This window comes from Luteibacter sp. PvP120 (genome assembly GCF_054055715.1).
The window spans coordinates 840183-865996 of record NZ_JBSRXP010000001.1; the positions used below are offsets into that span (position 1 = coordinate 840183).

Sequence of the window (25814 nt, forward strand, 5' to 3'; positions counted from 1 at the left end):
GTCAGTGTCTGGCGGCGCGCGCCGCGGCGAGGTCGGCGGCGTGCTCGATCAGGTCGCGACGTTCCAGCGCGAAGATACCCATCTGGCCGACCTTGAACTCGAGCCAGACGAAAGGTACCCGCGGCAGTAGCGCGACCAGCGCATGCTCGCTGTCGCCCACCTCGACGATCAGCAGGCCATCCTCGCTCAGGTGGTCGGCGGCCTCGTCGAGCATGCGCAGGGTGAGATCCAGTCCATCATCCCCGGAGGTCAATCCCAGGACCGGTTCATGGCTGTATTCGGGCGGCATGGCCGCGTATTCGTCATGGGTGACGTAGGGCGGGTTGGAGACAATCAGGTCGTAGACCTCGCCCTGGACGCCGGCGAACAGATCGGACTTGATCGCGCGCACGCGGTCTTCCACGTGCTGGAAGGCGATGTTCTCGTTGGCCAGCGACAGGGCGTCGTCGCTGACGTCAACCAGGTCGACCTGCCAGTCGGGGTTGTATTCGGCCATGGCGATGCCGATGCAGCCCGAGCCCGTGCACAGGTCCAGCGCCCGCGTGACATGACGATCGTCCAGCCAGGGCGTGAAGCGGCCTTCGATCAGTTCGGCGATGGGTGAGCGCGGCACCAGGGCGCGGCGGTCGCTCTTGAACTTCATGCCGGCAAACCAGGTTTCGCCCACCAGATAGGCCACCGGCACGCGCTCGGTCACGCGGCGCTCGATCAGCTCCAGCACCCTCGCCTTCTCGTCCGCCACGAGGACACCGGCGCCATAGGCCGGCGGAATGTCCGGGGGCAGGTGCAGCGCGGCCAGCACCAGGTGCGTGGCCTCGTCGATCGGATTGTCGTGGCTGTGGCCGAAAGTAAGCCCGGCGGCCGAGAAGCGGCTGGCGCCGTAGCGGATGAAATCGATGATCGAGGCGAGTTCGTGGGTCACGGGGAGACTTTCGCTGGGGCTGACCGGAGAGTATAGCCATCCGCGCCGCTGGTCGCTTCCAACCGGGGCTTGCCGGGCATGGGCCGACCGCTCGGGCTAGCTGCGTACCAGCCACGTGGGTTAGTGCCGTCGCTTGTGCCGTCGCCGAGAACCGCCGTTGTTCGTACGGGTGCGGCGAGGAGGCGCCGCGAGCGTTGCTTTCCCAACCCGCAACCTCAGTCGTCTGGGAGGTGTCGGGGGGTCATCCTCTGAGCGAGTTCGGCCGCTTGCGGCCGCTGCTCGAGCGCAGAGGGTGACCGCCCGACGCCTCCTCTCCGCAGAGAAAACGACCGCCAAGGAAGGCGAGCCCTTCCAGTCATCGCTGATCATTGCGAAACGGCTAGTCGATGCGCTGCTCCGTCGCACCGTAGCCCGGATCGCTCGTCGCCGGCTTTCCGTCATCGTGATGCCCGGCAAACCGACGCAGGTATCGAGGTGCGTCGGGCAGATCGATCGCTACGTCGTACCATCCCGCGCTGGCACCCAGTTCCAGCGAAAAAGTCGATTCACTGCCCGGCTCGACCACGACACGATGCGCCGACGCGCCACCGTATCGCTCCGTCACCCGAACCTCGACCGGCAAGCGCCCGCGGTTGCTCAGGTGCACGTCAAGCCGGCGCTCGCCGCCGACGCCCGACACCGACGCTTCGATCGTGTCGTCCGCCGATCCACGCAGATGCGCGAGAGACGACTGCGGACCGTGGATACGACGATCGTAGGCATCGCCGGCTTGTGGCATATCCCACCGATCCGCCACGCGCGTGCCTGCGCTTACCGCGTAGCGACGCGGCGGCGCGTCGCGCTGCAAGCCGTCGTAGACGAGGAAGGCCGCGCCCAGGCGCCCGGTGTTTTCGAAGACGATGCGACTGCTTTCGCCATCCAGTGTGTGCTGAATGGTCCAGGCATAACCCAACGTCCGCGACGGGCGGGTGCCTGCTTCCTGCACGGGCATCGACGGCGTGCGCGGCACCTGGATCGGTGCCTTGCCGCTGGAACCTTCCGGCACGCCGAGCGTCGGCATGCGCTCGTCGACCTTGCCCGCGAAGTCGAAGGCGCTGGTCAGGTCGCCACAGATCGAGCGTCGCCAGGCGCTGATGTTGGTTTCCTCCACGCCGAAGCGTTTTTCGAGGAAACGCAGCACGGAGGTGTGGTCGAAGGTTTCCGAGCATACCCAGCCGCCGCGTGTCCACGGCGACACCACGATCATCGGCACGCGGTTGCCCAGGCCGACCGGTTGCCGGCCGCGCGGATCGCTGCCGGGAACGATGGGCGCGGAGATGCGCGGGTGCGCATCCAGGTCCATGATCTCGTCGTCGAGCCCGGCCACCAGATCGTCCGACACCCTGCCCTGCGCGTTTTCCTCGCTGCGCAACGGCGGCGCCGGCGGCACCACATGATCGAAGAAACCGTCGTTCTCGTCGTAGTTGAGGAACAGCACCGTGCGCGACCACACCTTCGGGTTGACGGTGAGTGCATCGAGCACGCGGCGGATGTAGAACGCGCCGTCGGCCGGGGATGAGGTGGGATGTTCGCTGTATTGATAAGGCGCGACGATCCAGCTGACCTGCGGCAGCCGGCCGTGGATCACGTCGTCGCGCAGTTCGCGCAAGGTGTGGGTGGAGGCACCGTTGCGCACCAGCGCACCGTGCGGGTCCGCGCCCTCCTTCACCTGGTAGGCGGCGAAGAACTCCAGCGAGTTGTCGGTGTAGTTGTCGGTGGGCGAACCCGGCTCGCCCGTGCCGCCCTGGTAGACGCGCCAGCGGATACCGGCCTTCTCCAGCCGCTCGGGATAGGTCGTCCACGTGTAGCCGTTGGCATCTGCACGCTCTTCGGTGCCCGGACCGTTCGACTTGCGCCCCAGCCGTCCCGACGGATCGCACGAACCGCTCCACAGGTAGATGCGATTGATCGCGGTGTCGCCGAGCGCGGAGGCATGGTACGCATCGCATACGGTGAATGCGTCAGCGAGGGCGTAATGGAACGACGCGTCCTCACGACGCAGGTAGGCCATGGTCAGCACATCCTGCTTCTGCTCGATCCAGCGATCGTTGCGGCCCAGGTTCCACGCGCCGTGCCCGGTGCTCCACCCATGATCCGTGCCCTCGTGATGGTCGCCGCTGGCACGGGTATCCAGGTGGAAGGGATAGACCCAGGCCACGTCGTCGGCCAATCCACGCGACTTCCATACCTTGGTGTGCGACGTGGCCACCGGTTGCTTCCAGACCGGATCGCCGTTGCCCAGCTCCAGCACGCGCGTGTCGCCGAACCCACGCACCCCACGCAGGCTGCCGAAATAGTGATCGAACGAGCGGTTTTCCTGCATGAGGATGACCACGTGCTCGACGTCGGCGATGCTGCCCGTGCGGCGGTCGGGCGCAGTGGCCATGGCGCGTGCGATCGACGCCGGGAAACCCTGCGCCACCAGCGAGGCGACGACGGTGGTGCCGGCGGCCTGGAGGAAACGGCGACGATCGCGCGAGACCATGCAGGTCAGTCCTGTTGCAGTGAAGCGATGATCGCCCGATGCAGGGCGGGCGTGGCCGCGGCGACGACGCGCCCGCCGCTGTCGAGGCCCAGGTCGCGGCCTTCCCAGTCGGTCATGACACCACCGGCCGCCTGCACCACCGGCGCGATGGCCAGGTAGTCGTACGGCATGAGGTTCGCTTCGATCACGGCATCGATATGCCCGGAGGCCAGCATGCCGTAGCCGTAGCAGTCGCCACCGAAGCGACGGCTGTACGCCGCGCGGCTGGTGCGATCGAAGCGTGTCCACTCCGCCGCGTCGAACATGTCCGGCGTGGTGGTGTAGAGCGTGGCGTCGGCCAGGGCCTCGCAGCCCGTGGTGCGGCATGGCCGCCCGTTCATCGTGGTACCGACCCCCACGTGACCGATCCAGCGTTCGTCCAGGGCGGGCATGTCGAGCAGGCCCATGACGGGTCGGCCCTGGTGCAGCAGTGCCAGCAGGGTGCCCCACAGCGGCCAGCCGGAGATGAAACTGCGGGTGCCGTCGATCGGGTCGATCGACCAGACGAATTCCGCGTCCGTGCGCGTGGCGCCGTATTCCTCGCCGAGCAACCCATGGGTGGGCCAGGCGTGCTCGATGCGCTCGCGCAGCATCGATTCCACGCCGCGGTCCACGGCCGTCACGGGGCTCATGTCGCCCTTGAGGGTGACGTCGACGGGCCGGCGAAACCGCGGCAACGACAGCGCGCGGGCGTTATCGGCGATGCCGGTGGCGAATGCCTCGAACTCCTTCCGCCCGGCGGCGGACAACGATTCCATCGACAGAACTCCTGGGATTGGCCGTGCGCCTCTTAGCGGCAACACGTTTCGGTGGGATGACAAAAACGAAAATTCTCTGCTGGAAGTAAAACCACAGCTTTGCAAATATACCCAAAATGCCACATTGGTGGGGTATGGTACCCCCTCAGGTGGAAGACAACCCGCGTCACAGCATAGGGCCATCCATGCGTCCATTCCGCAGCATTGCCATGACAGTCGCCCTGGGCGTGGCCTGCGGCGTGGTGCAAGCGGGCCAGGTCACCGTCTATTCCGCGCTGGAAAGCGACGAGATAGCCACCTACCTGGATGCGGCGAAGCATGCCTTGCCGGATCTGGACATCCATGTGCTGCGTCTTTCCAGCGGCGATCTTGCCGCACGCCTGCTGGCGGAATCCGCACAACCACGTAACGACGCGATCTGGGGCATGGCGGTGACCGACCTGCTCGATCCGCGCATCGCCCCGCTGCTGACGCCGGTCCATGGCGAGCACATCGACGCCATGCCCGCACGTTTTCGCGGGGCGGACGGCACATGGTTCGCCCCCACCGGCTATCTGGCGGCGTTGTGCGTCAACCGGGAAGCACTGGCCGAGCGCGGCCTGCCCATGCCGCGCACCTGGCGAGACCTGGCATCGCCCCGTTACCGCGGCCAGGTCGCCATGCCCGATCCGGCGTCCTCCGGCACGGGCTACATGGTGTTGTCCTCGCTCACCGACGCGGGGCGCGATGCACGCGGCATGGCGCTGGTGACGGCCATCGCACGCAACGTCGGGCAGGTCACGCTGTCCGGCTCGGCGCCCTGCAAGCTGGCGCGCATCGGTGAATTCCCCATCGGTATCTCGTTCGCCTTTTCCGCGATGCAGTCCATCCGCCAGGGCTACCCGATCACGATGGTGATCCCAGCCGACGGCGCAGGATACGAACTGGAGGGCTCGGCACTGATGAAAGGCGCCGCGCACGCGGCGGATGCGCGCCGGTTCCTCGACTGGACGGCATCCCCCCAGGCCGCCGCGCTCTACCGCGGTTTCAAGGAAATCGTGGCCGCCCCCGGCAGCGTGCCCAGCGCCGAACAGCAACGGCAGGGGCTGCCGGCCGACGTCGTCGCCACCCTGCCCGCACGTGATTTCGCCAGCGCGGCGCGCGAACGCGCCGCGCTCGTCGACCGCTACAAACGATCGACGCGCTGACGCCGCGGCCATCGGAGACCAGGGCACCATGCACCTTCGCATCGACGACATCACAAAGGCCTGGAGCGGTCACACCGTGCTCGACGGCGTGTCCTTCCAGGCCGGCGAGAGCGATCTGGTCTGTTTGCTCGGCCCCAGCGGCTGCGGCAAGACGACCCTGCTCCGCATCGTCGCCGGCCTCACGCCGCCCGACCGCGGGCGCGTGATCCTGGGCGACCGGGACATCACCGCGCTACCGCCTCGCGATCGCCGCATGGGCCTGGTATTCCAGTCCTACTCGTTGTTTCCCGACATGACGGTCGCGGCCAACATCGGATACCCGATGCGCCTGCGTCGCGAGAGCCCCGCCACGATCGCCACGCGCACCGACGACCTGCTCGCGCGCGTCGGCATGGGCGACCTGCAGGCGCGTTTTCCCGATCAGCTGTCCGGCGGACAACAGCAGCGCGTCGCCCTGGCTCGCGCCCTGGCCAGCAACCCGGCCATGCTGCTGCTGGACGAGCCGCTGTCGGCGCTGGACCCGGCCATCCGCGCGCAGTTGCGTGTGGAGATCCGTTCACTCCAGCGGTCGCTGGGCATTCCGACGCTCATGGTCACCCACGACCAGGACGAAGCCCTGTCCATGGCCGACACCGTGGTCTGCATGAACAAAGGACGCGTGGAACAGGTTGGCTCGCCACGTTGCCTGTACGAGCGGCCGCGCACGCGCTTCGTCGCCGGCTTCGTCGGCAAGGCCAACCTGCTGCCGACGACCCTGGTACGGGAAGCCGTGCCCGCGTTCCTCGAACGACGGCCGCCCGGCGCGGAGGCCACGTTCGAGCTGTGCGTGCGCCCGGAAGACCTCACGATCGCGGCCGACCCGCGCGGCGAGGGGGTGGTCGAGGAACTGACCTTCCTGGGCAGCCTCGCGCACGCCCGCGTGGCCTGGCGCGGTCGCTCGCTGCTCGTCGAACTGCCCGGCCGCAGCACGCTGGCGCGAGGCGAGGCCGTGACCGTCGATGCATCGCGCGGCGCCTGGGTGACGACATGAAGCGCTCCCTGCTGCCCGGCATGCCGATGGTGGCGCTGCCATTGCTGGGCCTGTGCGTATTCTTCCTGCATCCGCTGCTGAGCGTGCTGACGCGCAGCCTCGTGGACGACCAGGGCGCCTTCACGCTGGCCAACTACGCGCGGCTGCTGGACGACCCCGGCCTGCCGCGCGCGGCATGGCACAGCGTGGTTATCGGCGCGACCACCACGCTGGGCACCCTCGCCATCGGCCTGTGCGTGGCGATGGCCCTGCATCGCTCGCGCCTGCCCGGCAAGGCGCTGATCCGCGGCGCGCTGCTGCTGCCCATGCTGGCGCCCTCGCTGGTGCTCGGCCTCGGCCTGGTCTGCCTGCTGGGACGCAACGGCCTCGTGCACCGGCTGACGGGCTGGCCCACCGACATCTACGGTTTCTGGGGCCTGCTGCTGGCCAACCTGATGTATGGCCTGCCGCAGGTGGTCGTGATCGTCTCGGCCGCACTGGAACGCACGCCCGCACGCCATTACGACGCAGCGGCGTCGATGGGGGCCACGCCCTGGCGGCAGTTCGTCGACGTGACCCTGCCGCGGATTCGCTTCGCCCTCTGGGCCGCCGCGTTCCTGGTCTTCACGGAAACACTGACCGACTTCGGCAGTGCCGTGGTGGTCGGTGGCAACTACCGCGTGCTGGCCATGGAGATCTACAGCGAGGTGGTGGGCCAGCGTGATTTCGCCATGGGTGCCACGCTGGGCGTGCTGCTGCTGGCCCCGGCGCTGTTGTCGGTGTGGCTGGGCCGTCTGGCGCGACGCCGGCAGGACCTGGGCGACGCCAGCCCCGGCCATGCGCTGCGGCCGGAACGGCATCCCTGGCGTGACGCCGCCCTGGGCGGGGTTGCCGCGCTGGCGGTGCTGTCGATCGTCGTCACCCTCGGCACGGTGGTGTACGTGAGCGTGGTCAGGCTGTGGCCGTACGATCGCACGCTTACCCTCGCCAACTACCTGGGCGGCATGCCGGAAGGCTACGGCCCCGTGGCGACATCGGTGGGCATGTCGCTGCTCGCCGCGACCGTCGGTGTGGTCGGCGTGTTCATGCTGTCGGCGGGCCTGCGTCGCCTGCCCGGATGGCTGGCCCGCCCGCTGCAGGTAGTGGCGGCCCTGCCCGCCGCCGTTCCCGGCATGGTGCTGGGCCTGGGCTACGTACTGGCGTTCAACCATGGCGTGCTGTCGACATGGCTGTATGGCAGCGTGGCGATCGTGGCGGCATGCAGCCTCTACCACTATCACGCACCCACCTTCCTCACGATGCAGACGGGCATGCGCCGCGTGCCCGACGCCCTGGAAGATGCGGTGGCCGTGTGCGGCGGCGATACACGCCACGTGCTGCGCGACGCCGTGCTGCCGTTCGCGGCGCCGGCGGCGATCGCGGCGTTCTTCTACCTGTTCATGCGCTCGATGGTGACGCTGTCGGGCGTGATCTTCCTGGTAACCGCCGACCTGGGCCTGGCCTCGGTGTCGGTGATGCGCCTGGACGAAAACGGCTTCCTGGCCCCGGCCGCCGCCTACGCGACATGCGTGGTGGCCGCCGGCGGCCTCGCACTCGGCGCCATGCGCCTTCTCCTCCACACACTCAGGGACCGACGCCATGTGGCATGAAGAACGACACACCCGTATCCGTGACCTGCTCAGCACCAGCGGCCAGGTATCCGTCGAGCGCATCGTGACCGAACTGGGCGTGTCGCGCGAGACGATCCGCCGCGACCTGGTCGAACTGGCCGCCCGCGGCGAGATCCGTCGCGTGCACGGCGGTGCCGTGCTCACCGGCGACGAACCGCCGATCGCCGTGCGCCACGCCACCCGCGTCCGCGAAAAACGCGCCATCGCGCGGAAGGTGGCCAGTCTGGTCGAGAGCGGACAGACCATCTTCATGGACGCCGGCAGCACGATGAACCTGGTGGCCGAAGCGCTGGCCACCCGTACCGGGCTCACCATCGTCACCAACGCGGTGGACGTGGCCGCGCGCTTCGCCTCGCGTCCCGGCAACGACGTGCACCTGCTGGGCGGACGCTTCGATGCGCAGATCGGCTGCACCAACGGCTCGGGCACCATCGCCGAGATCGGACGCTACCAACCGCACATGGTGATCCTCTCGCCGGTGGGCATCGACGCCAAGGCGGGCGCCAGCAGTTTCGAGATGGAAGAAGCCGAGATCGCGCGGGCGATGTGCGCGAACGCGCGACGCATCGTCATTGCCGCCGACCATTCCAAGATCGGCGTGCGCAGTCGCGTCGCCTGGTGCCCCGCGGATCGTATCGACCTGCTGGTCACCGACCGGCGCGCGGAAAAATCCCGCGGTATCGCCGCCCTCGGCAAAGCCGTCGGCGATATCGCCTATGCCTGACCCGAAAACAATGCGCCAGGACGGCCAACCCACCCTTGTCCTTATCTGTCCTTCCCGGAGCAACCCATGATTCCCCGTCCTTATCTTCGACGCAGCCTGTTATGTGCCGCCGTCGCGGCTTCGCTCACCGGCGTGGCCTACGGCCAGGCCACCACCGGCCGCATCGCTGGCAGCGCGCCGGTCGCCGCCGGGGAAACCGTCCTGATCGAAGGCAGCAACGGCCTCACCCGCGAGGTGGCCGTCGATCCCCGCGGCCGCTATGTCGCCGAGGCGCTGCCGCTGGCCACGTACAAGGTGTCGCTCAAGGCCAACGGCCAGGTGGTCGATTCACGTGACAACGTCACCCTGCGCGTCGGTGCGGCCACCGATGTCTCGTTCGCGTCCGCCGGCTCGTCGGCCTCGGCACAGCAGCTCGACCAGGTAACCGTCTCGGCCACGCAGGTGGCGAAGATCGACGTCGCCACCGTCGCCTCCAGCACCGTGATCACGGCGGCCGACATGGCACGCCTGCCGCTGCAGCGCTCGGCCGAGGCGATCGCCCTGCTGGCACCGGGTGCCTCGCCGGGCTATTCCGGTTTCCAGAACGCGTTCGGCGGCAGCCTGGTCAGCTTTGCGGGTTCCGCGGTCTCCGAGAACGCGTATTACATCAACGGCATGAACACCACCGACCCGCTCAGCGGTTTCGGCGGCGTCACCCTGCCCTATGGCGCGGTGGACCAGCAGGAAATACTCAGCGGCGGCTACTCGGCGATGTACGGCCGCTCGGACGGCGGCGTCATCAGCCAGGTGGGCAAGCGCGGCACCAACGAATGGCACTTCGGTGCGCAGGTGTTGTGGGAGCCGGACTTCGCGCGCGCCAGCGCACGCAACATCACCTACGGCCACGACAACCCCGCGCCGCCGGGCACGATCAACCAGCGCAACGACGACAACCACGAGTGGAGCACGACAGTCAGCGCGTATGCCGGCGGCCCGTTGATCAAGGACACGCTGTACGCCTTCGCCGCGGTGGAAATGCAGCGCAGCAAGGGCAACAGCATCGGCGACGTCAACCACGCCTACGACACCCGCTACACGTACAAGGACCCGAAGTGGTACGGCAAGCTGGACTGGAACATCAACGACAGCAACATCCTCGAGCTGACCGGGGTCAACCAGACCCACCGTTCCAACGGCAACAAGTACAACTATGACTACGACACGAACACGGTAGGCGATTTCGCCAGCACCGATTCGACATACAAGACCCGCGCCATGGTCTACGCGGCCAAGTTCACCAGTTACATCACCGACAACCTGACCCTCACCGCGCTGTACGGCAAGTCGAAGCTGACTTACTACAACGAACCGCCGGCCACCGGCGTCACCGGACCGTTCCTGGGCAATGTCAGCCAGCAGAACCCGGCCTTGAACGGCGGTACGCCGATCAGCAACGGGCAGACGCTGGACACGGTGGACAACCCCGATCACCAGTCGACCAACCGCAACCTGCGCGTGGACCTGAACTACAAGGCCGGCGACCACTCGATCACCGCGGGCATCGACAACCAGGACTCGCGTGACATCGACGATGGCACCACCATCGGCGGCGACGGTTACGAACTCTGGTATGCCAAGGGCGATCCCAGCCTCAACATCAGCGACAGCCCGTTCGTCGACAAGCCGGCCAATTATCCCGGCGGCCAGACCGGTTACTACGGGTATTACCGTCACTACAACACGCTGGCCTCGGTGCGCGTGAAGCAGCGCGCGCAATATGTCATGGACGACTGGCAGGTCACCGATCGCGTGCTGCTCTCGCTGGGCCTGCGCAACGACCAGTTCACCAACTACAACCCTGCCGGGCAGCCGTACCTGAAGCTGACCAAGCCGCAGTGGGCGCCGCGCCTCGGCTTCAGCTGGGACGTGAATGGCGATTCGAGCATGAAGGTGTACGGCAACGCGGGACGCTACTTCCTCGCCATGCCCGCCTCCGTCGCGCTGCGCACCTCGTCCGGGTCGCTGGCAACCAACCAGTACTTCACCTATACGGGTATCGACGCCGGCGGCCTGCCCACGGGTGTCACCTTCGTACAGTCCGCCACCGGCGGCGCGGTATCGCCCAACGGCGAATACGGCCAGCCGCCCGACCCGAAGACGGTCAGCGCGAAGAACATCAAGTCCGAGTACCAGGACGAATACATCCTCGGCCTGGACAAGCAACTGAACCCCGAATGGGTGGCCGGTGCCAAGGCCACGGTACGCAAGCTGCGCAACGCGCTGGACGACGTGTGCGACAACGGTGCGATCACGCGCGCCGCGGTGGCCCAGGGGGCGGACATCGACGCGGTGACGGTAGGCAGCTGCTACCTGTCCAATCCGGGCAGGGCCAACGTCTACCAGCTGGCCAAGGCCAGCGGCGGCTACACCGATGTCACCGTGACCAACGCGGACTTCGGCTTCCCGCACCTCAAGCGCAACTACTACGGGCTGGACCTGTACCTGTCGCATCCGTTCGACGGTACGTGGTCGGGCAAGGTCGATTACCTGTATTCGCGCAGCTACGGCAACACCGAAGGCCAGGTGCGCTCGGACGTGGGCCAGGGTTCGGTGGCCGCCTCGCGTGACTGGGACTACGCCACGCTGATGAACTACGCCAACGGCTACCTCGCCAACGACCGCAAGCACCAGATCAAGTTGTACGGCTCGTACCAGGTCGCACCGGAATGGATGGTCTCGGCCAACCTGCTGATCCAGTCGGGCCTGCCGAAGTCCTGCCTGGGCCGCTACGGTGCGGACGAGAGCGACCCGTCCGGCTACGGCAGCTACTACCACTTCTGCTTCGGCGAACCGTCGGCGTACGGTGCCAAGGGTCGCGAGCCGTGGGAGGAACTGGTCGACGTCAACATCGAATACCGTCCGCTGTGGGCCGATCGCAAGCTGGCCTTCACCGCCTCGGTATTCAACGCGCTGAACCAGCAACGCTCGCAGCGAAGCAACCCGGTGTCGGGCAGCAAGAACTCGGTGAACGACGGCTACCAGCAGGTGATCGGTTACACCCAGCCGCGTTACGCTCGCTTCGGCGTCACCTACGACTTCTGACGGAGCCGCCATGCATCACCTCCTGCGACTGGCCATCGTCGCACTGGCCGCCGGGGTCCTTGCGACCCCGGCGTTCGGCGACACGGCCCCGGACAACTCCCTGCCGACGGAAACGCCGGCACACTTCGTTCCCACCGACACCGGTTTCGACTACGTGCGCCGCACCGTCGAGATTCCCATGCGCGACGGCGTGAAACTGCACACCGTGATCCTGGTGCCCAAGGGCAGCACGCATGCCGGCATCCTGCTCACGCGCACGCCCTACGGCGCGGACGGCATGGGCCACCGCAACGACAGCCCCCACCTGGACAGCACCCTGCGCGGCTACGACAACCCGGCCGATGTCGTGGTCCAGGACGGCTATATCCGCGTAATCCAGGACATTCGCGGCAAGCACGGTTCGGAAGGCGACTTCGTCATGAACCGGCCGCCGATCGGCCACGGCAACCCCACCGGCATCGACGAATCGTCCGACATCTACGACACGATCGACTGGCTGGTGAAGCACGTGCCGGAGTCCAACGGCAAGGTCGGCATCATCGGTATCTCCTACGACGGTTTCGAGGCGATGGTCGCCACGATCCGCCCGCATCCCGCCCTCAAGGTGGCCGTGCCGATCAACCCGATGATCGACGGCTGGATGGGCGACGACTGGTTCCATCGCGGCGCGTTCCGCCAGCAGATGATTCCCTACATCTACGGCATGGTGAACTCGCGCGGCAGCGACATCGGCTGGAGCACCGGCTATCGCGACGACTACGACCTGTATCTCAAGGGCGGCTCCGCCGGCGACATCGGCCGCGCCTACGGCATGGAAGCCCTGGGGTTCTGGCAGAAGATCCTGGCGCACCCGGCCTACGACAGCTTCTGGTCGGACCAGGCGCTGGACAAGGTAGCGGCGAACGAGCCGATGACCGTAGCCACCATGCTCGTGCACAGCCTGTGGGACCAGGAAGACAATTACGGCGACATGGCCGTGTATCGGGCGCTGGCCCCGCGCGACCCGAACCACGAGAAACTGTGGCTTGTGCTGGGTCCCTGGCGACACGCCAAGACCTGGGAGAAGGGCAACACCATCGGTGCGATCGACCTGGGCAGCAACACGGCCACCACGTTTCGCCAGACGATCCTGCGACCGTTCCTCGCCCGCTACCTGAAGGATGATGCGCCGCGCGCGGACATCGCACCGGTCAACGCCTTCGTCACCGGCGCGAACACCTGGCGCCAGCTGGACACCTGGCCGTCCGCCTGCCGCACGGGCTGCGCGCCGACGATGCAACGCTGGTTCGTGGGCGCGGACGGTACGCTCGGCACGACGGCGCCCGCGACGGGCGAGGACGCCTATGTGTCTGATCCGGCCAAGCCGGTGCCCTACCGCGTGCGCCCCATCCAATCGTGGTCGCACGGCGTGGCCGACCGGGAAGACAGCTGGCCCGAATGGCTGGTGGACGACCAGCGCCAGTTCGCCACGCGCACCGACGTGCTGACCTACGTATCGCCGGTGCTGATCCAGCCGATGGGCATCGCCGGCGAACCCCTGGTCCACCTGCTCGCCTCCACCAGCGGCACGGACAGCGACTGGGTGGTGAAGCTGATCGACGTCTACCCGGACGAGGTGGAAGCGGAACCGTCCATGGGTGGCTACCAGTTGCCGATAGCCATGGAGATCTTCCGTGGGCGCTATCGCGAGGGCTATGCCACCCCGAAAGCCCTGGTACCGGGCAAGGCCCAGGCCTATCGCTTCCCCCTGCCCACGGTGAACCACGTCTTCCTGCCCGGGCACCGCGTGATGGTGCAGGTCCAGTCCAGCTGGTTTCCGCTGTACGACCGCAACCCCCAGACGTTCGTGCCGAATATCTTCAATGCGAAGCCGGGCGACTATAAAAAGGCCACGCAAAAGGTGTTCCGCGGCGGCGCCGACGGCACCTGGCTGGAGCTGCCGGTGGTGAAGTAGCCGGGGCGCTGCGGCGAGGGCCGGCGGTCGCCTATACTCCCCCGATGAAGCCAAAGGTCCTGCTGCAGTACATCCTCCCGCACCGGTTCCTCTCGCGGATCGTCTATTGGGCGACGCGCTGGGCATGGGCGCCCTGGAAGAACTTCCTCATCCGGGAGATCGTCCAGCGCTACGACGTGGACATGAGCCAGGCCGCGCAGCCGGACCCGCTGGCCTACCAGCACTTCAATGCGTTCTTCACCCGCAAGCTGAAACCGGGCGCGCGCCGCCCGGACGACGATCCCACGACCCTGCTGTGCCCGGCCGACGGCCGGATCAGCCAGTCCGGCCGGATTCGCGACGGCCGCATCTTCCAGGCAAAGGGCCAGGAGTACACCGCCGCCGAGCTGCTGGGCGACGAGGCCGCCGCCGTGCCCTTCCGCAATGGCAGCTTCGTCACGGTGTACCTCTCGCCGCGCGATTACCACCGCGTGCACATGCCGCTGGCCGGCACCCTTACCGGTACCACCCACGTGCCGGGCCGGATCTTCAGCGTCGCACCGTTCGCGGTGCAGGACATCCCGCGCCTTTTCGCCCGCAACGAGCGCCTGGTCTGCCATTTCGACGGCGAACACGGGCCGTTCGTCTCGGTGATGGTCGGGGCGATCCTGGTCTCCAGCGTGGCCACCGTCTGGGACGGCATGGCCATCCCGCCCTATGCCTCGTCCATCATCCGCAAGGACTGTCGCGGGCGCGGAGTGGCCCTGGAGCGCTTCGGCGAAATGGCCCGGTTCAACATGGGCTCCACCGTCATCCTGCTCCTTCCCGAGGGCTACGCCCTGGACGACCTGCAGCCCCAGCAGCAGGTCATGGTTGGGCAGCGCCTGGGCCGCTGGGTCGGCACCCAGCCAAACCGGTGACCCGACACGTCACAATGTGACGAAATATCTTCATTTCGACCTGCTCAGGGGGTATGCTCCCGGCGACCGGCCACTCCATGGGGGAGGAACCCGGTGCCTGCTGAAAGCGTCAGCCCGAGGTAAGTCATCATGCGCCTGGTCACCCATCTCATCGCCGTGAGCCGCGAGATCCGCCTGCGTCGACAGCTTGCCGATATCGAGCGCGTGGTGCTTTCCCTGCCGGTCCGGGCCCATGCCGACCTGCAGCAACTGGTAAGGCGCGAGATGGAGCAGGCCGCGGCCTGCGATTTCCCTCACCGCTACGGCACGCCGCCCGACGAGCGCTACAGTGCCCATGGCCATGGCCCCGAAGTGGGCCTGGGCAAGGCGCGGTCGGACAATCCGCTGATCGCCGCGCGTGGCGTCGCCCTGTGGGTCGCCGCGGTCTACCACGAGACCCTGGGCTCACGCCGTCCGGGCATGGATGAACTGCATCGCCAGATCCTGCGGCTGATGCGACAGATCAAGGAACTGTCCACGTCGGAGACGCGCGAGGCGTCGTCGCGCTGGATGGCGCCCAGCGCGCTGGCGTAACACGGGGCATTTCCCGCTTACCGGCAGACCGGCACGCGGATGGACTGCCCTACCTTCAACTGGTGGCCCCTGAGGCCGTTCATGCGGGCGATGTCCTCGACATCCGCGCAGCTGCTCTTGCGCGCGATGCTGACCAGCGTGTCGCCGCTGCGCACGGTGTAGCTGCGCGAGGCGGACGATGACGCCCGCGACGACGAGGACGACGAGGATCCGCCACCGGCCAGAGCGGCCGAGGTCGCGGCGGGCGGCGGCGGCGCGACGATCTTTGCCGCGTTGTGCAGGTCGGACGCGAGGATCGGCCAGGGGCCGTCGGCGCAGCTGGACGCGTAGGCTTTCTCCAGTTGCTTGGGGACCTCCAGGCGCGCACCCACCGGCTGGCTGATCTGCGGGTCGAGGCGCGGGTTGAGGTTGCGCAGCGTGCGGAACCAGCCCTCGGGCATGTCCTGCGAAGAGCCCAGGCAGATGGTCAGCTCCGACAGCGAGGCCGGTCGCTTGAGCACGATCTGGCCCGGCTCACCGTCGATCTTCGGCCAGCGCAGGTGGTAGCTGTCCGGATGCAGGAACAGCCAGGCGGCGGCCAGCACCATGGGCACGTAGTCGCGGGTTTCGGCCGACATCTGCCCGTAGATCTGCGGATCGTAGAAGCTGGCACCCGGGCTGCCGGCGGCAATGCGGCGCATGCGCCCTTCCCCGCCGTTATAGGCGGCCAGGGTCATTTCCAGGTTGTTGTTGAACGCGGCCAGCTGTTCGTCGATGTACTCCGCGTTGGCCTGCGCGGCCATGGTCGGATCGAAGCGCTGGTCGAAGCCGTCGGCGTTGCTGAGGCCGAAACGCAGGCCCGTGGCGTACATGAACTGCAGGGGGCCCGACGCGCCCGAGCGCGAGACCGCGTGCACCTTGCCGCCGGATTCCTTGGCCATGATGCCGAACAGCAGCGCCTCGGGAAGGTCGGCCTTCTTGTAGGCCGGCCACATCTTGTAACGCATCATCTGGTAGTTGACGTAGGCGTCCATCAGGTTGGGCCGCAGCTGCGTCAGCCACAGCTCCAGCGCCGCCTTGACCGGACCGTTCATCACCATCAGGTCGGAAAACTGGTGGCCCTTCAACATGGTGACGCTGCGCTGCGCCGCGGGCAGCGAGCCGACCGCCACCGAGCCGGGCAGGTTGGCGTCGCCGGGCTGTACGCCCACCTCGGCACCCTGCTCGGTATCGTCGGCGTCCTCGCCCTCGATGAAGCTGCCGTCCTTCAGGCGCAGCAGCCGGTCGAAGACGGCGGCGAAACGCTGCGGATCGCAGCCCGGCGTAAGGCTGCAGCGGGCGGAGGCATCCTTGAGCTGGTCGAGGGCCTGCTTGCGCGTTTGCGCCGCCTGCGGGGTATCGCCGCGGCGAGCCTGGTCGATGGCCGCCTCGTAGCCCTTGCTGGCCTGGTTCATGCGGTCGTAGAGGGCATTGACCTGGGGCGTGACCTTGCCCGCGCGCGGTGTACCGCCGCTGGAAGCGCAACCGGCGAGGACCGCCAGGGGAAGCAAGAGAAGCGGACGCGGCACGCGAAAGGACATGTAGGGACTCAGGGTCAGGCAGTGGCGGCCACGTTACCCGCCGCACGCCCCGGACTCAAGCGGGCATATGACGATTTTTCTCGTAACGGCATATCGTTGCGTACACTTGTTCAGGAGATTCTTAAGGATTAGCCATGCCGCGCCACGCCCTCGCCGATGCCGACACACTTTTCCCGCAGCGAGCCCTGACCGGCGTCCGCTATGCGCTGGGCGGCGGCGCGCGCATGCCCCTGGTTCCGAAGGCCACGCCATGAGTCGCTGGCGCCCACCCTCCCCCTCGTCCACCGCGATCATCACGCGGGAGGGCTTCGAACGCCTGAAGGCCGAACTGGACCACCTGTGGCACACCGTGCGGCCCGAGGTGGTCAAGGCGCTGGCCGCGGCCGCCGCCGAGGGCGATCGGTCGGAAAACGCCGAGTACACCTACCGGAAGAAGCAGCTCGGCGAGATCGACCGTCGCGCGCGCTACCTCAGCAAGCGCATCCCGGCACTGAAGGTGGTCGAGGCCGCCCCCTCGCAACGCGACGCCGTGTTCTTCGGCGCCACGATGACCCTGGGAAACGTGGAAAGCGGCGAGACGGTGCGTTATCGCATCGTCGGGCCCGACGAGACCGATGCCCGCAAGGGCTGGATCAGCATCGACTCGCCCATGGCTCGCGCCGTGCTGAAGAAACGCCTGGACGACGAGTTCGACGCGGAACTGCCCGGCGGGCGCACGCGCTTCGCGATCATGGACGTGTCCTACGACTGAGCGTCCGGCGGGGCGGGCGCGTTCCGGCGCAGGCGAATCGCGAGGCGCTCCAACCCATCGGTGAACGTGGCGACATCCGCCGCGAAGTCGCGTAACGCGTCGTCGTCCACCGCGGCGCCTTCACGCAGGGCGAGCTCCATGCGTTCGCCCCGGTGACCCACCGGCGAGTGCCCGAACACGTGCACGCCCCCGAGCACGTGATGAATCCAGCCGGCCACGGCCTCGGTGTGGGCATCCACGGCGACCGCATCCAACCGCGCCAGCGCCTCGCGCGTGGCGTGCACGCCGGCATCGATGACGCTGGCGATGTTTTCGTCCGAACCGAACGCGCGACGCATCCGGTCCATGTCCACATCGGGTATGCCCTCGTCGGTGTCCGATGCGTCGACGCCGGACATCCCGGCGCCAACGGGCACGACGCTCGACGGGGCCACGCGATCGTCGGCGAGCGGTACCCCGGTGTCGCCGAGCCAGCGGGCGACGGCCGCGTGGAAGGCTTCGAGCCGGATCGGCTTGCGCAGCAGGTCGTCCATGCCGGCGGCCCGACACAATTCGTGCTGCTCGGCGCGCGCATCCGCGGTCATCGCCACGATGGGGAGCCGGCGCGAGCCGCCCGCCTCGCGGCGACGCACCTCCTGCGCCACCGCATAGCCGTCCATACGCGGCATGTGGCAGTCCACCAGCAACAAGTCGTACTCCCGCGTGGCCAGTGCCTCCAGCGCAGCCACGCCGTCGTCCACCACATCGCAGCGGTAGCCGCGCAAAGCCAGCTGCACGCGAACCAGTTCCTGGTTTACCGGGTGGTCCTCCGCCAGGAGGATCCGCGCATCGCGCGCCGGTACGGGCGATACGGGCGCATCGCCGTTCTGGGCCTGCGTGGGCACTGGCACCTCGGCGATCATCAGTTCCAGGGTGACGGTGACCGTGGTGCCCTGCCCCGGCTCGCTCTCGATGACGATGTGCCCGCCCATGCGCTCGACCAGTCGCCGGGCGATGGTCAGGCCCAGGCCGGTGCCGCCGAAGCGGCGGGTGGTCGAGGATTCGGCCTGGCTGAACGGCGCGAACACGTGCCGCAACTTGGCCGCATGGATGCCGATGCCGGTGTCGCGCACGACGAAACGCAGGCGCTGGCGTGCGCCGTGGTGTTCATCCACGTGCACCGCCATGAGCACCGAGCCCTCCACCGTGAACTTGATCGCATTGCCCAGCAGGTTGAGCAACACCTGGCGCAGGCGCCCGTCGTCGACGGTGACGGCCGGGGCCAGCGCTGGGTCGAACGAGGCTTCCAGGCGCAGGCCCTTGGATTCCGCCTGTGCCGCCATGATCGCCATGGCGCCTTCGACGATGCCGCGAGGATCGGCCGGACGCGGGTCGAAGGTGAGGTGCCCGGCTTCGATCTTCGAGAAATCCAGCACGTCGTCGAGGATGTGCAGCAGGGCTTCCGCCGAGTGCTCGATGGTCGAGACCATCTTGCGCTGGTCGGTATCCAGCGACGTGCGTTCCAGCACGTCGAGCAGGCCGATCACGCCGTTCATCGGCGTGCGGATCTCGTGGCTGATCGTGGCCAGGAAGTCGCTCTTGGCACGCGTGGCGGCCTCGGCTTCGTCGCGTGCATGCGCCATGCCGCGCGATGCCAGCTCCTGCGCGGTTACATCCACCCAGTAGCCGTTCCAGCGCACGCTGCCGTCGGCGGCCGCCAGCGGGACCGCGTCGGAGCTGAGGTAACGCGTGCGTCCGCCGACGTGCGCGCGCACAGTGACATGCAACGGCGTGAGCTCACGCGCCGAGCGCTCGAAGGCGGCGCGCAGGGCCTCACGATCGTCTTCCGGCACGGGTGCCAGCATGGCCTCGCCCGCGGCCAGCAACTGGCCGGGCTCCATGCCGAGGATGCTTTGCGGATCGCCGCCCACGTAGGCCATGGCATAGGTGCCGTCGAGACCGCGCACCGCTTCGTACACCACGGCAGGCACGTGCGCGGTGACCTCGGCGAGGCGCCGCTCCGTGCGTTCGCGCCGGCGTGTCTCACGGCGCAGGTTGAGGTAGGCGTAGCTGATCGCGATCAACGAGGCCAGCAGCACTGCCACGAACGGCGCCACGCGCCCGGCGATCTCGCGCCAGGTGGGCCCGACCACGTAGTGCGAGGCGAACCAGGTGTTGCGGATCTCCTGCTGGCGGTGCGTCGACAGGTTGACCAGCACACGGTTGACCAGCGGCACCAGCGGCGCGAGTTCACGCCGCACGCCGATGGCGATGGCCTCGTTGTCGCCGGTGGGTGCGGCCACCTTGAGCTGGCCGAGAAAGTTGTCGCGGATCAGGTAATCGACGGAAGCCAGGTTGCCGACGAACGCGTCGCCCTCGCCTGCCGCCAGCCGACGCAGGCCCTCCGCCTCGGTGTCGACGGAGACGATCTGGACGCCCGGGATGCGCGACAGCAGCCGGCGGATCGGCTCACGGGTGGTGTTGCCCAGCACGCGCTTGCCCGCGAGGTCGTCGCGACCGGCGATCGTAGGCGCGCCTTCGCGGGTGACGATCATGATCGGGAAATCGAGGTAGGGCACGCTCGGCTCCAGGAACGGTGCCGTGGCGCTCTGCGGATTGATCGCGGCCACGACGTCCACCTCGCCACGATGTACGCGCTCCACGGTGCCGGCCCAGTTCTCGCTGGGCACCTGGGTGACCCGGATGCCCAGCTCCGCCGCAATCTCGCGCACGTAATCCAGCGACAGCCCCTCCGCCTCGCCGCGCCCGGTGATCAGGCTGAAAGGCGCGTAGCTGGGGTCCACGCCCAGGCGCAAGGGCGGCAGCGCCCGCAGCCAGTCTTTTTCCTTCTCGCTCAGTGGAATGCCGGCCTCGCGGGGCCGCGGAGCGATGTCGCGCCCCACCCAGCGCGCGCGCAGGCGGCCGTGGTCGGCGGCCGTGAGTTCGCCCAGGGCGTGATCAAGCGCGCGGCCCAGCGGTGCACGGGAGGCCGGCACCGCGAAGGCCAGCGCGCTGATCGGCAGGGCCACGGGGCTGCCGACGCGCAATTCGTGGTCCAGGCGCAGGCGCGCGACGAACTCGCGTGCCGAATAAGGGTTGTCCAGGTAGGCATCCACATCGCCCCGGCTTACCCGGCCCAGCGCCTCCGCGGTGGAGGCCGTCTCCACCAGCGTGGTATCGGGCAACTCGCGGCGCAGCGCGGCGATGTCGAAATACCCGGTGTGCACCGCCAGCCGCTTGCCGCGCAGGTCGCCCGGTCGATGGACGATGGGCGCATCGATGCGCTCCACCAGCGCGGGAAGCGATTCGAAGTACGTGGCGCCCACACGGATACCCGGCATGCCCTGTTCGAGCGGGGTGACCGAGGTCGCCACGTCGATCTCGCCTTTCGCCAGGGCGGCCAGCAACGCCGGCCAGCTGGGGTATTCCCGCGTCTGTAGCGTCACGCCCAGCTCGCCGGCCAGTTCGCGCAGGTAATCCGGGCCCAGGCCTTCCAGCTCGCCGTCGCGCAGTTCCTCGAAAGGCGGGTACCCCTCCGGATACGCGCCCACGATGAGCACCGGATGATGGCGCAGCCATTCCGCGTCGGCAGGGCGCAACGGCACATCCGGCATGGCCATGGCCATGCGGGCGAGCACAAGCAGCATTAACGGGAACAGGCGTCGGATCACACGGGAGGCTTCGTCAAGGTAACCTTCATGGGCATAATCGAGTCGAAGCCCGCTGTATCGCAACGTATTCAGGAGAACGCAAGGCATGCCACTCAAGGTCATTCTGGCAGACGATCACCCCCTCGTTCTTGTTGGGGGGCGGCTTGCGCTGGAGAACGCGCACGTCGAAGTGGTCGGTGCGGCCAAGGCCGCGGACGAACTCCTGGCCATGCTGGCCGACCGCGCCTGCGATGTCGTCATTACGGATTTTCTCATGCCGAGCGATCGGCAGGACGATGGATTTCCCCTCCTGGAAACGATCAACCGGGATTATCCGCATGTCGCGCTCATCGTGCTGACGATGATCAACCGTCCGGCGGCCCTGCAATCCATGCTGGGGCGCGGCGCGCGCGGCATCGTCGACAAGCGCGCCCCGATGGACGAACTGGCCACGGCCGCGCGCGCCGTCGCGGACGGTGAAACCTACCTCAGCGAAACCCTGCTCGACATCCTCAACGAGGCTGACGACACCTCGGTGGCCATGCCGGGTGCGCCGCTATCCCCGCGCGAAACGGAAGTCATCCGCGCCTTCGTCGCCGGCATGTCGCTGCAACAGATCGCCGACCGCGAGGGCAAGTCGGTGAAGACCATCAGCCGGCAGAAGCGCGACGCCATGCGCAAGCTGGGCGTCGACCACGACAGCCTGCTGGGCGACTACGTGCGCGATCACGGCCTGGCTGACCCCGCGTCAAAGCGGTAACGGGTAGGTCCGGCCTTCGCGGAGGGGCTGGAAACACGGTGCCGTTGTGTAGAACGACGGCCGATCCGTCTCGACATGCCAGCCGGGCACGCCGGACACCGGCAGTGGCCTCAGTTCCTGCGGGTCGTTGAGGACGCTGCCGGCGGCGATGGCGTCCGCGCAGATCGCCCGCGCATCGCCCTCTCCCGTCACCACAAGGGCCTTGCCGACCAGCAGCTTGCCGGGCGTCAGTGCGTGCTCCAGCAAGGCATGACCGAACACCTCGACGCGGGCCCCGCCGGTCAGCCACGCTTCGCGGTGCGTCCAGAACAGCGTGGTCCAGTCGTGGGCATCCCAGGCCGCCAGCATGGCCGGCTCACGCAGCGTGACGATCATCCCCGCCTCGTCGAAATGCGTCAGGGCGCATTGCGGCCGTGAGCGCTCCCGCGGCCCCATCACGGCGATCTCCGCCATCTGCCGCGCATTGAGCGCGCGCTTCAGCGCCGGATAGCGCAGCCATACCAGGGCATTGAGCAGGTCGTGCCAGTTGTCCGGCCGCGTGGCGATGGCGCGGCGATACGCGATGCGTTCCTCGTAGTGCAAGCCGTCGTCCAGCAGCGCCTTGTCCTGGGTGACGAAGTGCACGTCGGCGTCTGCCGGCAGCAGCGCGTTCAGGGCTGCGATATCGGGCCACGCCTCCCCACCCAGCAGCGTGGCGTAGTCGCGCCAGCACGACAGCGGCGGCGACGCGAGCACGCTCCGCTCGAGCGACTGCCGCGTCGGCGCCACGTACCGCATGGGCTCAGGCCAGGCGACCGTAGAGGTCGTGGGCGTCGGCTTCCTCGACCACCACGTCGACGAACTGGCCGGGCTTGAGCAGCTGGCCGTCGTCGATGCGCACGGCGCCGTCGATTTCCGGGGCATCGGCACTGGAGCGACCCCACGCGCCGTCGGCGTCGATCTCGTCGATCAGCACCTTGATGGTCCGGCCGACCTTGCGCTGCAACTTGGCAGCGGAGATCTCGGCCTGCACCGCCATGAACTGCTCCAGGCGGTCTTCCTTCAGTTCCTCGTCGATCTGGCCCGGCAGGTCGTTGGCCTTCGCACCGTCCACCGGCGAATAGGCGAACGCGCCGACCCGATCCAGCTCGGCTTCACGCAGGAATCCGAGCAGTTCCTGGAATTCCTGGTCCGTCTCGCCGGGGAAACCGACGATGAAGGTGCTGCGGATGGTGAGGTCGGGCACCTCGCGGCGCCACGCCTGCACGCGCTCCAGGGTGCGCTCGACGTTGCCCGGGCGCTTCATCAGCTTGAGGATGCGCGGGCTGGCGTGCTGGAACGGGATGTCCAGGTACGGGAGGATCTTGCCCTCCGCCATCAGCGGCATGATCTCGTCCACGTGCGGGTACGGGTAGACGTAGTGCAGGCGGGTCCAGATGCCCAGTTCGGACAGGCCCTGGCACAGCTCCGTCATGCGCGTGCGATAGGCCTTGCCGCGCCACTCTCGCTCGGCGTAGCGCACGTCCACGCCATAAGCGCTGGTGTCCTGCGAAATGACCAGCAGTTCCTTCACCCCCCCACGCGCCAGCTTCTCGGCCTCAAGCAGCACCTCGTCCACCGGGCGGCTGACCAGGTCGCCGCGCATGGAGGGAATGATGCAGAAGCTGCAACGGTGGTTGCAGCCCTCGGAAATCTTCAGGTACGCGTAGTGCTTGGGCGTCAGTTTCACCCCGGTGTCCGGCACCAGGTCGAGGAAGCGATTGCGCACCGGCGGAATGGCCTGATGCACCGCGCTCATCACGCTGGCGTAATCCTGCGGACCGGAGATGGCCAGCACCTCGGGGTAGCTTTCGCGGATCAGCTCGGAGCGCTTGCCCAGGCAGCCGGTAACGATCACCTTGCCGTTCTCGTGGAGCGCCTCGCCGATGGCGTCGAGCGACTCCTGCACCGCGGAGTCGATGAAGCCGCAGGTGTTGACCACCACGGCATCCGCCTCGCCGTAGCTGGGCACGATCTCGTAGCCCTCGACCTTCAGCTGGGTGAGGATGCGTTCGGAATCGACGAGGGCTTTCGGGCAGCCGAGGCTGACGAAACCGACTTTGGGAGCGGCCTGGGACATTGCCGTGGGTACCGGGGGTATAGGGAAGCCGGGCATTATAGCGGGTTGGCGGACAGGGAGAGGGGCTATCAGGCTGACAGTTAGCAAGACGCGTGACGTAGCGGCTTCCTGATTTACAAAGGTGAAACCCTAGCCGAATTTAAGTCCAAGCCTACGTCCCTCTCGGATACCCTATTTGTAACAAATCACCTGCGCAACGCCGGGCATAGACGCGTCCGGTAGCTTTTACAATCAAGGACAAGTGCTATGTTGAAAAAAATAAAATCTTCGGTCCTCGTGTTTCTTGCCACCCTCCCTCTGACAGCATTAAGTGCAGTCGATCCATTGGAAGTCGTGTTGAAACAACCGGCCTCGCGAGAGAAAGCCGAGATGGCTTTTGTAACGGTCAACGTAACAAACCGCTCAGGCCGTCCTCTATTGCTTCCAAAAGTAGATAGCCCACTCGATTCCGACAACGGACACCTGTGGAACAATATAGTGAAAGTCGTTTCAGCCCCAGGAGAAACTGTGGCGTATACGGGCCGCGCAACACGCGTCGCGACAAGGGAAAAAGACGTTAGGTTCTGGACAATTAACCCAGGGCAGACAATGAGTGCAGATGTCGACCTTGCGATGAACTACGACATTAAGGGTGGCGCTTATAAGCTAAGCTATTCCCAGCCGTACATTGAAGTGAGCGATTGGAACCCGGATGAGGTGTCGTACACGATGGTTCCCAGTAACGAGTTGCAAATTTACGCCAACTCCAGCCTCCTGAGCCGCGAGCGAGCGTTGCGTACTTCATATAAAATCACTGCTCCATCCTCATTGGGCACACTAGCCACAGGGCCAGATACCACGTGCACAAGTGAACAAGCCACTCCAATCAATGCCGCACGAAACACTGCTTCCAGCTGGGCATTTTACGGCAAATCTGCAGCCAACTCTCTCTTCAACGTAAGACACTCGGTAGTCGACGGCAAGATTTCGTGGAAGCCATCCATTGCGTCTGACGCGATGTATACCACGTGGTTTGGTGCTCCATTGAACGACAGCCCCGGCTTTCCAAGCGTTCCACAGCTTCAGCAGGTTTGGGATTCAGGAGACTTCTTTCCGTTGCACGTGACAAGCGCAATCAACAATCGCGTCAATCTTGACGATCGTTACTCCTGCGGCTGTTCAGATGCCGCTGAGGCTAAAGGTGCCGCAGCCTGGACAGAAGAAAGCGTCACACACATGTGCTCGCTCTTCTTTCGACTCCCATTTTCCACCTATGGAGTCGATAGCCAGGTAATAATCATCCTTCACGAGAACGCCCACCATAGCGACAGTAACGGCCCGTATATTGGTGATCAACCGCAAGGCTATGGGCGTATTAAGGCGAAAGCCCTGGCAGCCACTGATCGCACTATGGCGATAATTAATGCCGACAATTACGCTTACTACGCCGAAGCAGTGCGTATGTCCAAAGACAAGACAGCTGCTGCGCCGCTGCTGGAAAATACGATAACGGAAAGGTAGGCCACGCAGAAATAGCAAACAACGGATGCATAAATCGTCCAGGAGTCAGATCCTTAAAGGAAACATGCCAGTCTGCGCCAGGCAATAATCCTCGCTAGCAACTCAACTTCGACCGGTAAATGCCTAAGATGCCCATCGCATCAGCGGGCAGCTGTTACGGGAAATTACCCAAAGGCG

At 66.7% G+C, this 25814-nt stretch carries 18 protein-coding genes; 11 read left to right on the forward strand and 7 right to left on the reverse strand.

Going from position 1 to position 25814, the window contains the following annotated elements:
* Position 1: 1 nt before the first annotated feature.
* From prmB to hisN, 3 genes are all read right to left on the reverse strand, one after another.
* Positions 2–922, reverse strand: coding sequence for a 50S ribosomal protein L3 N(5)-glutamine methyltransferase (gene prmB / locus ACVKN3_RS03330; protein WP_036140751.1), 921 nt, complete (start codon positions 920–922; stop codon positions 2–4).
* 379 nt (positions 923–1301) lie between these two features.
* Positions 1302–3446, reverse strand: coding sequence for a phosphocholine-specific phospholipase C (locus ACVKN3_RS03335; RefSeq protein ID WP_354515903.1), 2145 nt, complete (start codon positions 3444–3446; stop codon positions 1302–1304).
* 5 nt (positions 3447–3451) lie between these two features.
* Positions 3452–4243, reverse strand: coding sequence for a histidinol-phosphatase (hisN, locus tag ACVKN3_RS03340; protein ID WP_285401293.1), 792 nt, complete (start codon positions 4241–4243; stop codon positions 3452–3454).
* Positions 4244–4452: 209 nt separating this feature from the next.
* On the opposite strand from hisN, the gene ACVKN3_RS03345 reads away from it, so the two are divergent.
* From ACVKN3_RS03345 to ACVKN3_RS03380, 8 genes are all read left to right on the forward strand, one after another.
* Positions 4453–5430: an ABC transporter substrate-binding protein gene (locus tag ACVKN3_RS03345; RefSeq protein WP_354515900.1), complete on the forward strand. Its 978-nt coding sequence runs from the start codon at positions 4453–4455 to the stop codon at positions 5428–5430.
* A gap of 28 nt (positions 5431–5458) precedes the next feature.
* Complete coding sequence (locus ACVKN3_RS03350) at positions 5459–6460, forward strand: ABC transporter ATP-binding protein (RefSeq protein ID WP_354515898.1); 1002 nt, start codon at positions 5459–5461, stop codon at positions 6458–6460.
* The gene (locus ACVKN3_RS03355; protein ID WP_354515896.1) at positions 6457–8088 is read left to right on the forward strand and encodes an ABC transporter permease subunit; all 1632 of its coding nucleotides are present in this window, start codon (positions 6457–6459) and stop codon (positions 8086–8088) included. Before ACVKN3_RS03350 ends, ACVKN3_RS03355 begins: the two co-directional genes overlap by 4 nt.
* Positions 8078–8833 (forward strand): DeoR/GlpR family DNA-binding transcription regulator, encoded by a 756-nt coding sequence (locus tag ACVKN3_RS03360; RefSeq protein ID WP_036140746.1) that lies wholly within the window; start codon positions 8078–8080, stop codon positions 8831–8833. The genes ACVKN3_RS03355 and ACVKN3_RS03360 overlap by 11 nt, the downstream gene beginning before the upstream one ends.
* 66 nt (positions 8834–8899) lie before the next feature.
* On the forward strand, positions 8900–11914 hold the full coding sequence (locus ACVKN3_RS03365; RefSeq protein WP_354515894.1) for a TonB-dependent receptor: 3015 nt from the start codon (positions 8900–8902) through the stop codon (positions 11912–11914).
* Between the two features lie 10 nt (positions 11915–11924).
* Positions 11925–13868, forward strand: a complete 1944-nt coding sequence (locus tag ACVKN3_RS03370) for a CocE/NonD family hydrolase (protein WP_354515892.1) — start codon at positions 11925–11927, stop codon at positions 13866–13868.
* 44 nt (positions 13869–13912) lie between these two features.
* On the forward strand, positions 13913–14767 hold the full coding sequence (gene asd, locus ACVKN3_RS03375) for an archaetidylserine decarboxylase (RefSeq protein ID WP_285401307.1): 855 nt from the start codon (positions 13913–13915) through the stop codon (positions 14765–14767).
* A gap of 129 nt (positions 14768–14896) precedes the next feature.
* Entirely contained in the window at positions 14897–15340 is a 444-nt protein-coding gene (locus tag ACVKN3_RS03380) for a hypothetical protein (RefSeq protein WP_285401308.1), read from the forward strand.
* 17 nt (positions 15341–15357) lie between these two features.
* Here the strand turns inward: ACVKN3_RS03380 and ACVKN3_RS03385 are convergent, their stop codons facing one another.
* Positions 15358–16899: a transglycosylase SLT domain-containing protein gene (locus ACVKN3_RS03385; RefSeq protein ID WP_285401309.1), complete on the reverse strand. Its 1542-nt coding sequence runs from the start codon at positions 16897–16899 to the stop codon at positions 15358–15360.
* Between the two features lie 250 nt (positions 16900–17149).
* On the opposite strand from ACVKN3_RS03385, the gene greB reads away from it, so the two are divergent.
* On the forward strand, positions 17150–17650 hold the full coding sequence (gene greB, locus ACVKN3_RS03390) for a transcription elongation factor GreB (protein ID WP_354515889.1): 501 nt from the start codon (positions 17150–17152) through the stop codon (positions 17648–17650).
* On the opposite strand, the gene ACVKN3_RS03395 is transcribed toward greB, so the two are convergent.
* Complete coding sequence (locus ACVKN3_RS03395) at positions 17641–21276, reverse strand: ATP-binding protein (protein ID WP_354515887.1); 3636 nt, start codon at positions 21274–21276, stop codon at positions 17641–17643. The two genes, greB and ACVKN3_RS03395, sit on opposite strands and share 10 nt — an antisense overlap.
* A gap of 109 nt (positions 21277–21385) precedes the next feature.
* On the opposite strand from ACVKN3_RS03395, the gene ACVKN3_RS03400 reads away from it, so the two are divergent.
* Positions 21386–22039: a response regulator gene (locus tag ACVKN3_RS03400; RefSeq protein ID WP_036140738.1), complete on the forward strand. Its 654-nt coding sequence runs from the start codon at positions 21386–21388 to the stop codon at positions 22037–22039.
* Here the strand turns inward: ACVKN3_RS03400 and ACVKN3_RS03405 are convergent.
* Both ACVKN3_RS03405 and rimO read right to left on the reverse strand, forming a co-directional pair.
* Positions 22028–22816 (reverse strand): DUF3025 domain-containing protein, encoded by a 789-nt coding sequence (locus tag ACVKN3_RS03405; protein ID WP_354515885.1) that lies wholly within the window; start codon positions 22814–22816, stop codon positions 22028–22030. The two genes, ACVKN3_RS03400 and ACVKN3_RS03405, sit on opposite strands and share 12 nt — an antisense overlap.
* A gap of 4 nt (positions 22817–22820) precedes the next feature.
* Positions 22821–24137: a 30S ribosomal protein S12 methylthiotransferase RimO gene (gene rimO / locus ACVKN3_RS03410; protein ID WP_354515883.1), complete on the reverse strand. Its 1317-nt coding sequence runs from the start codon at positions 24135–24137 to the stop codon at positions 22821–22823.
* A 246-nt stretch (positions 24138–24383) separates the two neighbouring features.
* On the opposite strand from rimO, the gene ACVKN3_RS03415 reads away from it, so the two are divergent.
* Complete coding sequence (locus ACVKN3_RS03415; RefSeq protein WP_354515881.1) at positions 24384–25637, forward strand: M35 family metallo-endopeptidase; 1254 nt, start codon at positions 24384–24386, stop codon at positions 25635–25637.
* Positions 25638–25814 lie beyond the last annotated feature (177 nt).

Bases quoted from the DNA above. Each gene is read 5' to 3' on its own strand.
- ACVKN3_RS03335 (WP_354515903.1), bottom strand. From the start codon at position 3,446: ATGGTCTCGCGCGATCGTCGCCGTTTCCTCCAGGCCGCCGGCACCACC.
- hisN (WP_285401293.1), bottom strand. From the start codon at position 4,243: ATGGAATCGTTGTCCGCCGCCGGGCGGAAGGAGTTCGAGGCATTCGCC.
- ACVKN3_RS03345 (WP_354515900.1), top strand. From the start codon at position 4,453: ATGACAGTCGCCCTGGGCGTGGCCTGCGGCGTGGTGCAAGCGGGCCAG.
- ACVKN3_RS03350 (WP_354515898.1), top strand. From the start codon at position 5,459: ATGCACCTTCGCATCGACGACATCACAAAGGCCTGGAGCGGTCACACC.
- ACVKN3_RS03355 (WP_354515896.1), top strand. From the start codon at position 6,457: ATGAAGCGCTCCCTGCTGCCCGGCATGCCGATGGTGGCGCTGCCATTG.
- ACVKN3_RS03360 (WP_036140746.1), top strand. From the start codon at position 8,078: ATGTGGCATGAAGAACGACACACCCGTATCCGTGACCTGCTCAGCACC.
- ACVKN3_RS03365 (WP_354515894.1), top strand. From the start codon at position 8,900: ATGATTCCCCGTCCTTATCTTCGACGCAGCCTGTTATGTGCCGCCGTC.
- ACVKN3_RS03370 (WP_354515892.1), top strand. From the start codon at position 11,925: ATGCATCACCTCCTGCGACTGGCCATCGTCGCACTGGCCGCCGGGGTC.
- asd (WP_285401307.1), top strand. From the start codon at position 13,913: ATGAAGCCAAAGGTCCTGCTGCAGTACATCCTCCCGCACCGGTTCCTC.
- ACVKN3_RS03380 (WP_285401308.1), top strand. From the start codon at position 14,897: ATGCGCCTGGTCACCCATCTCATCGCCGTGAGCCGCGAGATCCGCCTG.
- ACVKN3_RS03385 (WP_285401309.1), bottom strand. From the start codon at position 16,899: ATGTCCTTTCGCGTGCCGCGTCCGCTTCTCTTGCTTCCCCTGGCGGTC.
- greB (WP_354515889.1), top strand. From the start codon at position 17,150: ATGAGTCGCTGGCGCCCACCCTCCCCCTCGTCCACCGCGATCATCACG.
- ACVKN3_RS03395 (WP_354515887.1), bottom strand. From the start codon at position 21,276: ATGCTGCTTGTGCTCGCCCGCATGGCCATGGCCATGCCGGATGTGCCG.
- ACVKN3_RS03400 (WP_036140738.1), top strand. From the start codon at position 21,386: ATGCCACTCAAGGTCATTCTGGCAGACGATCACCCCCTCGTTCTTGTT.
- ACVKN3_RS03405 (WP_354515885.1), bottom strand. From the start codon at position 22,816: ATGCGGTACGTGGCGCCGACGCGGCAGTCGCTCGAGCGGAGCGTGCTC.
- rimO (WP_354515883.1), bottom strand. From the start codon at position 24,137: ATGTCCCAGGCCGCTCCCAAAGTCGGTTTCGTCAGCCTCGGCTGCCCG.
- ACVKN3_RS03415 (WP_354515881.1), top strand. From the start codon at position 24,384: ATGTTGAAAAAAATAAAATCTTCGGTCCTCGTGTTTCTTGCCACCCTC.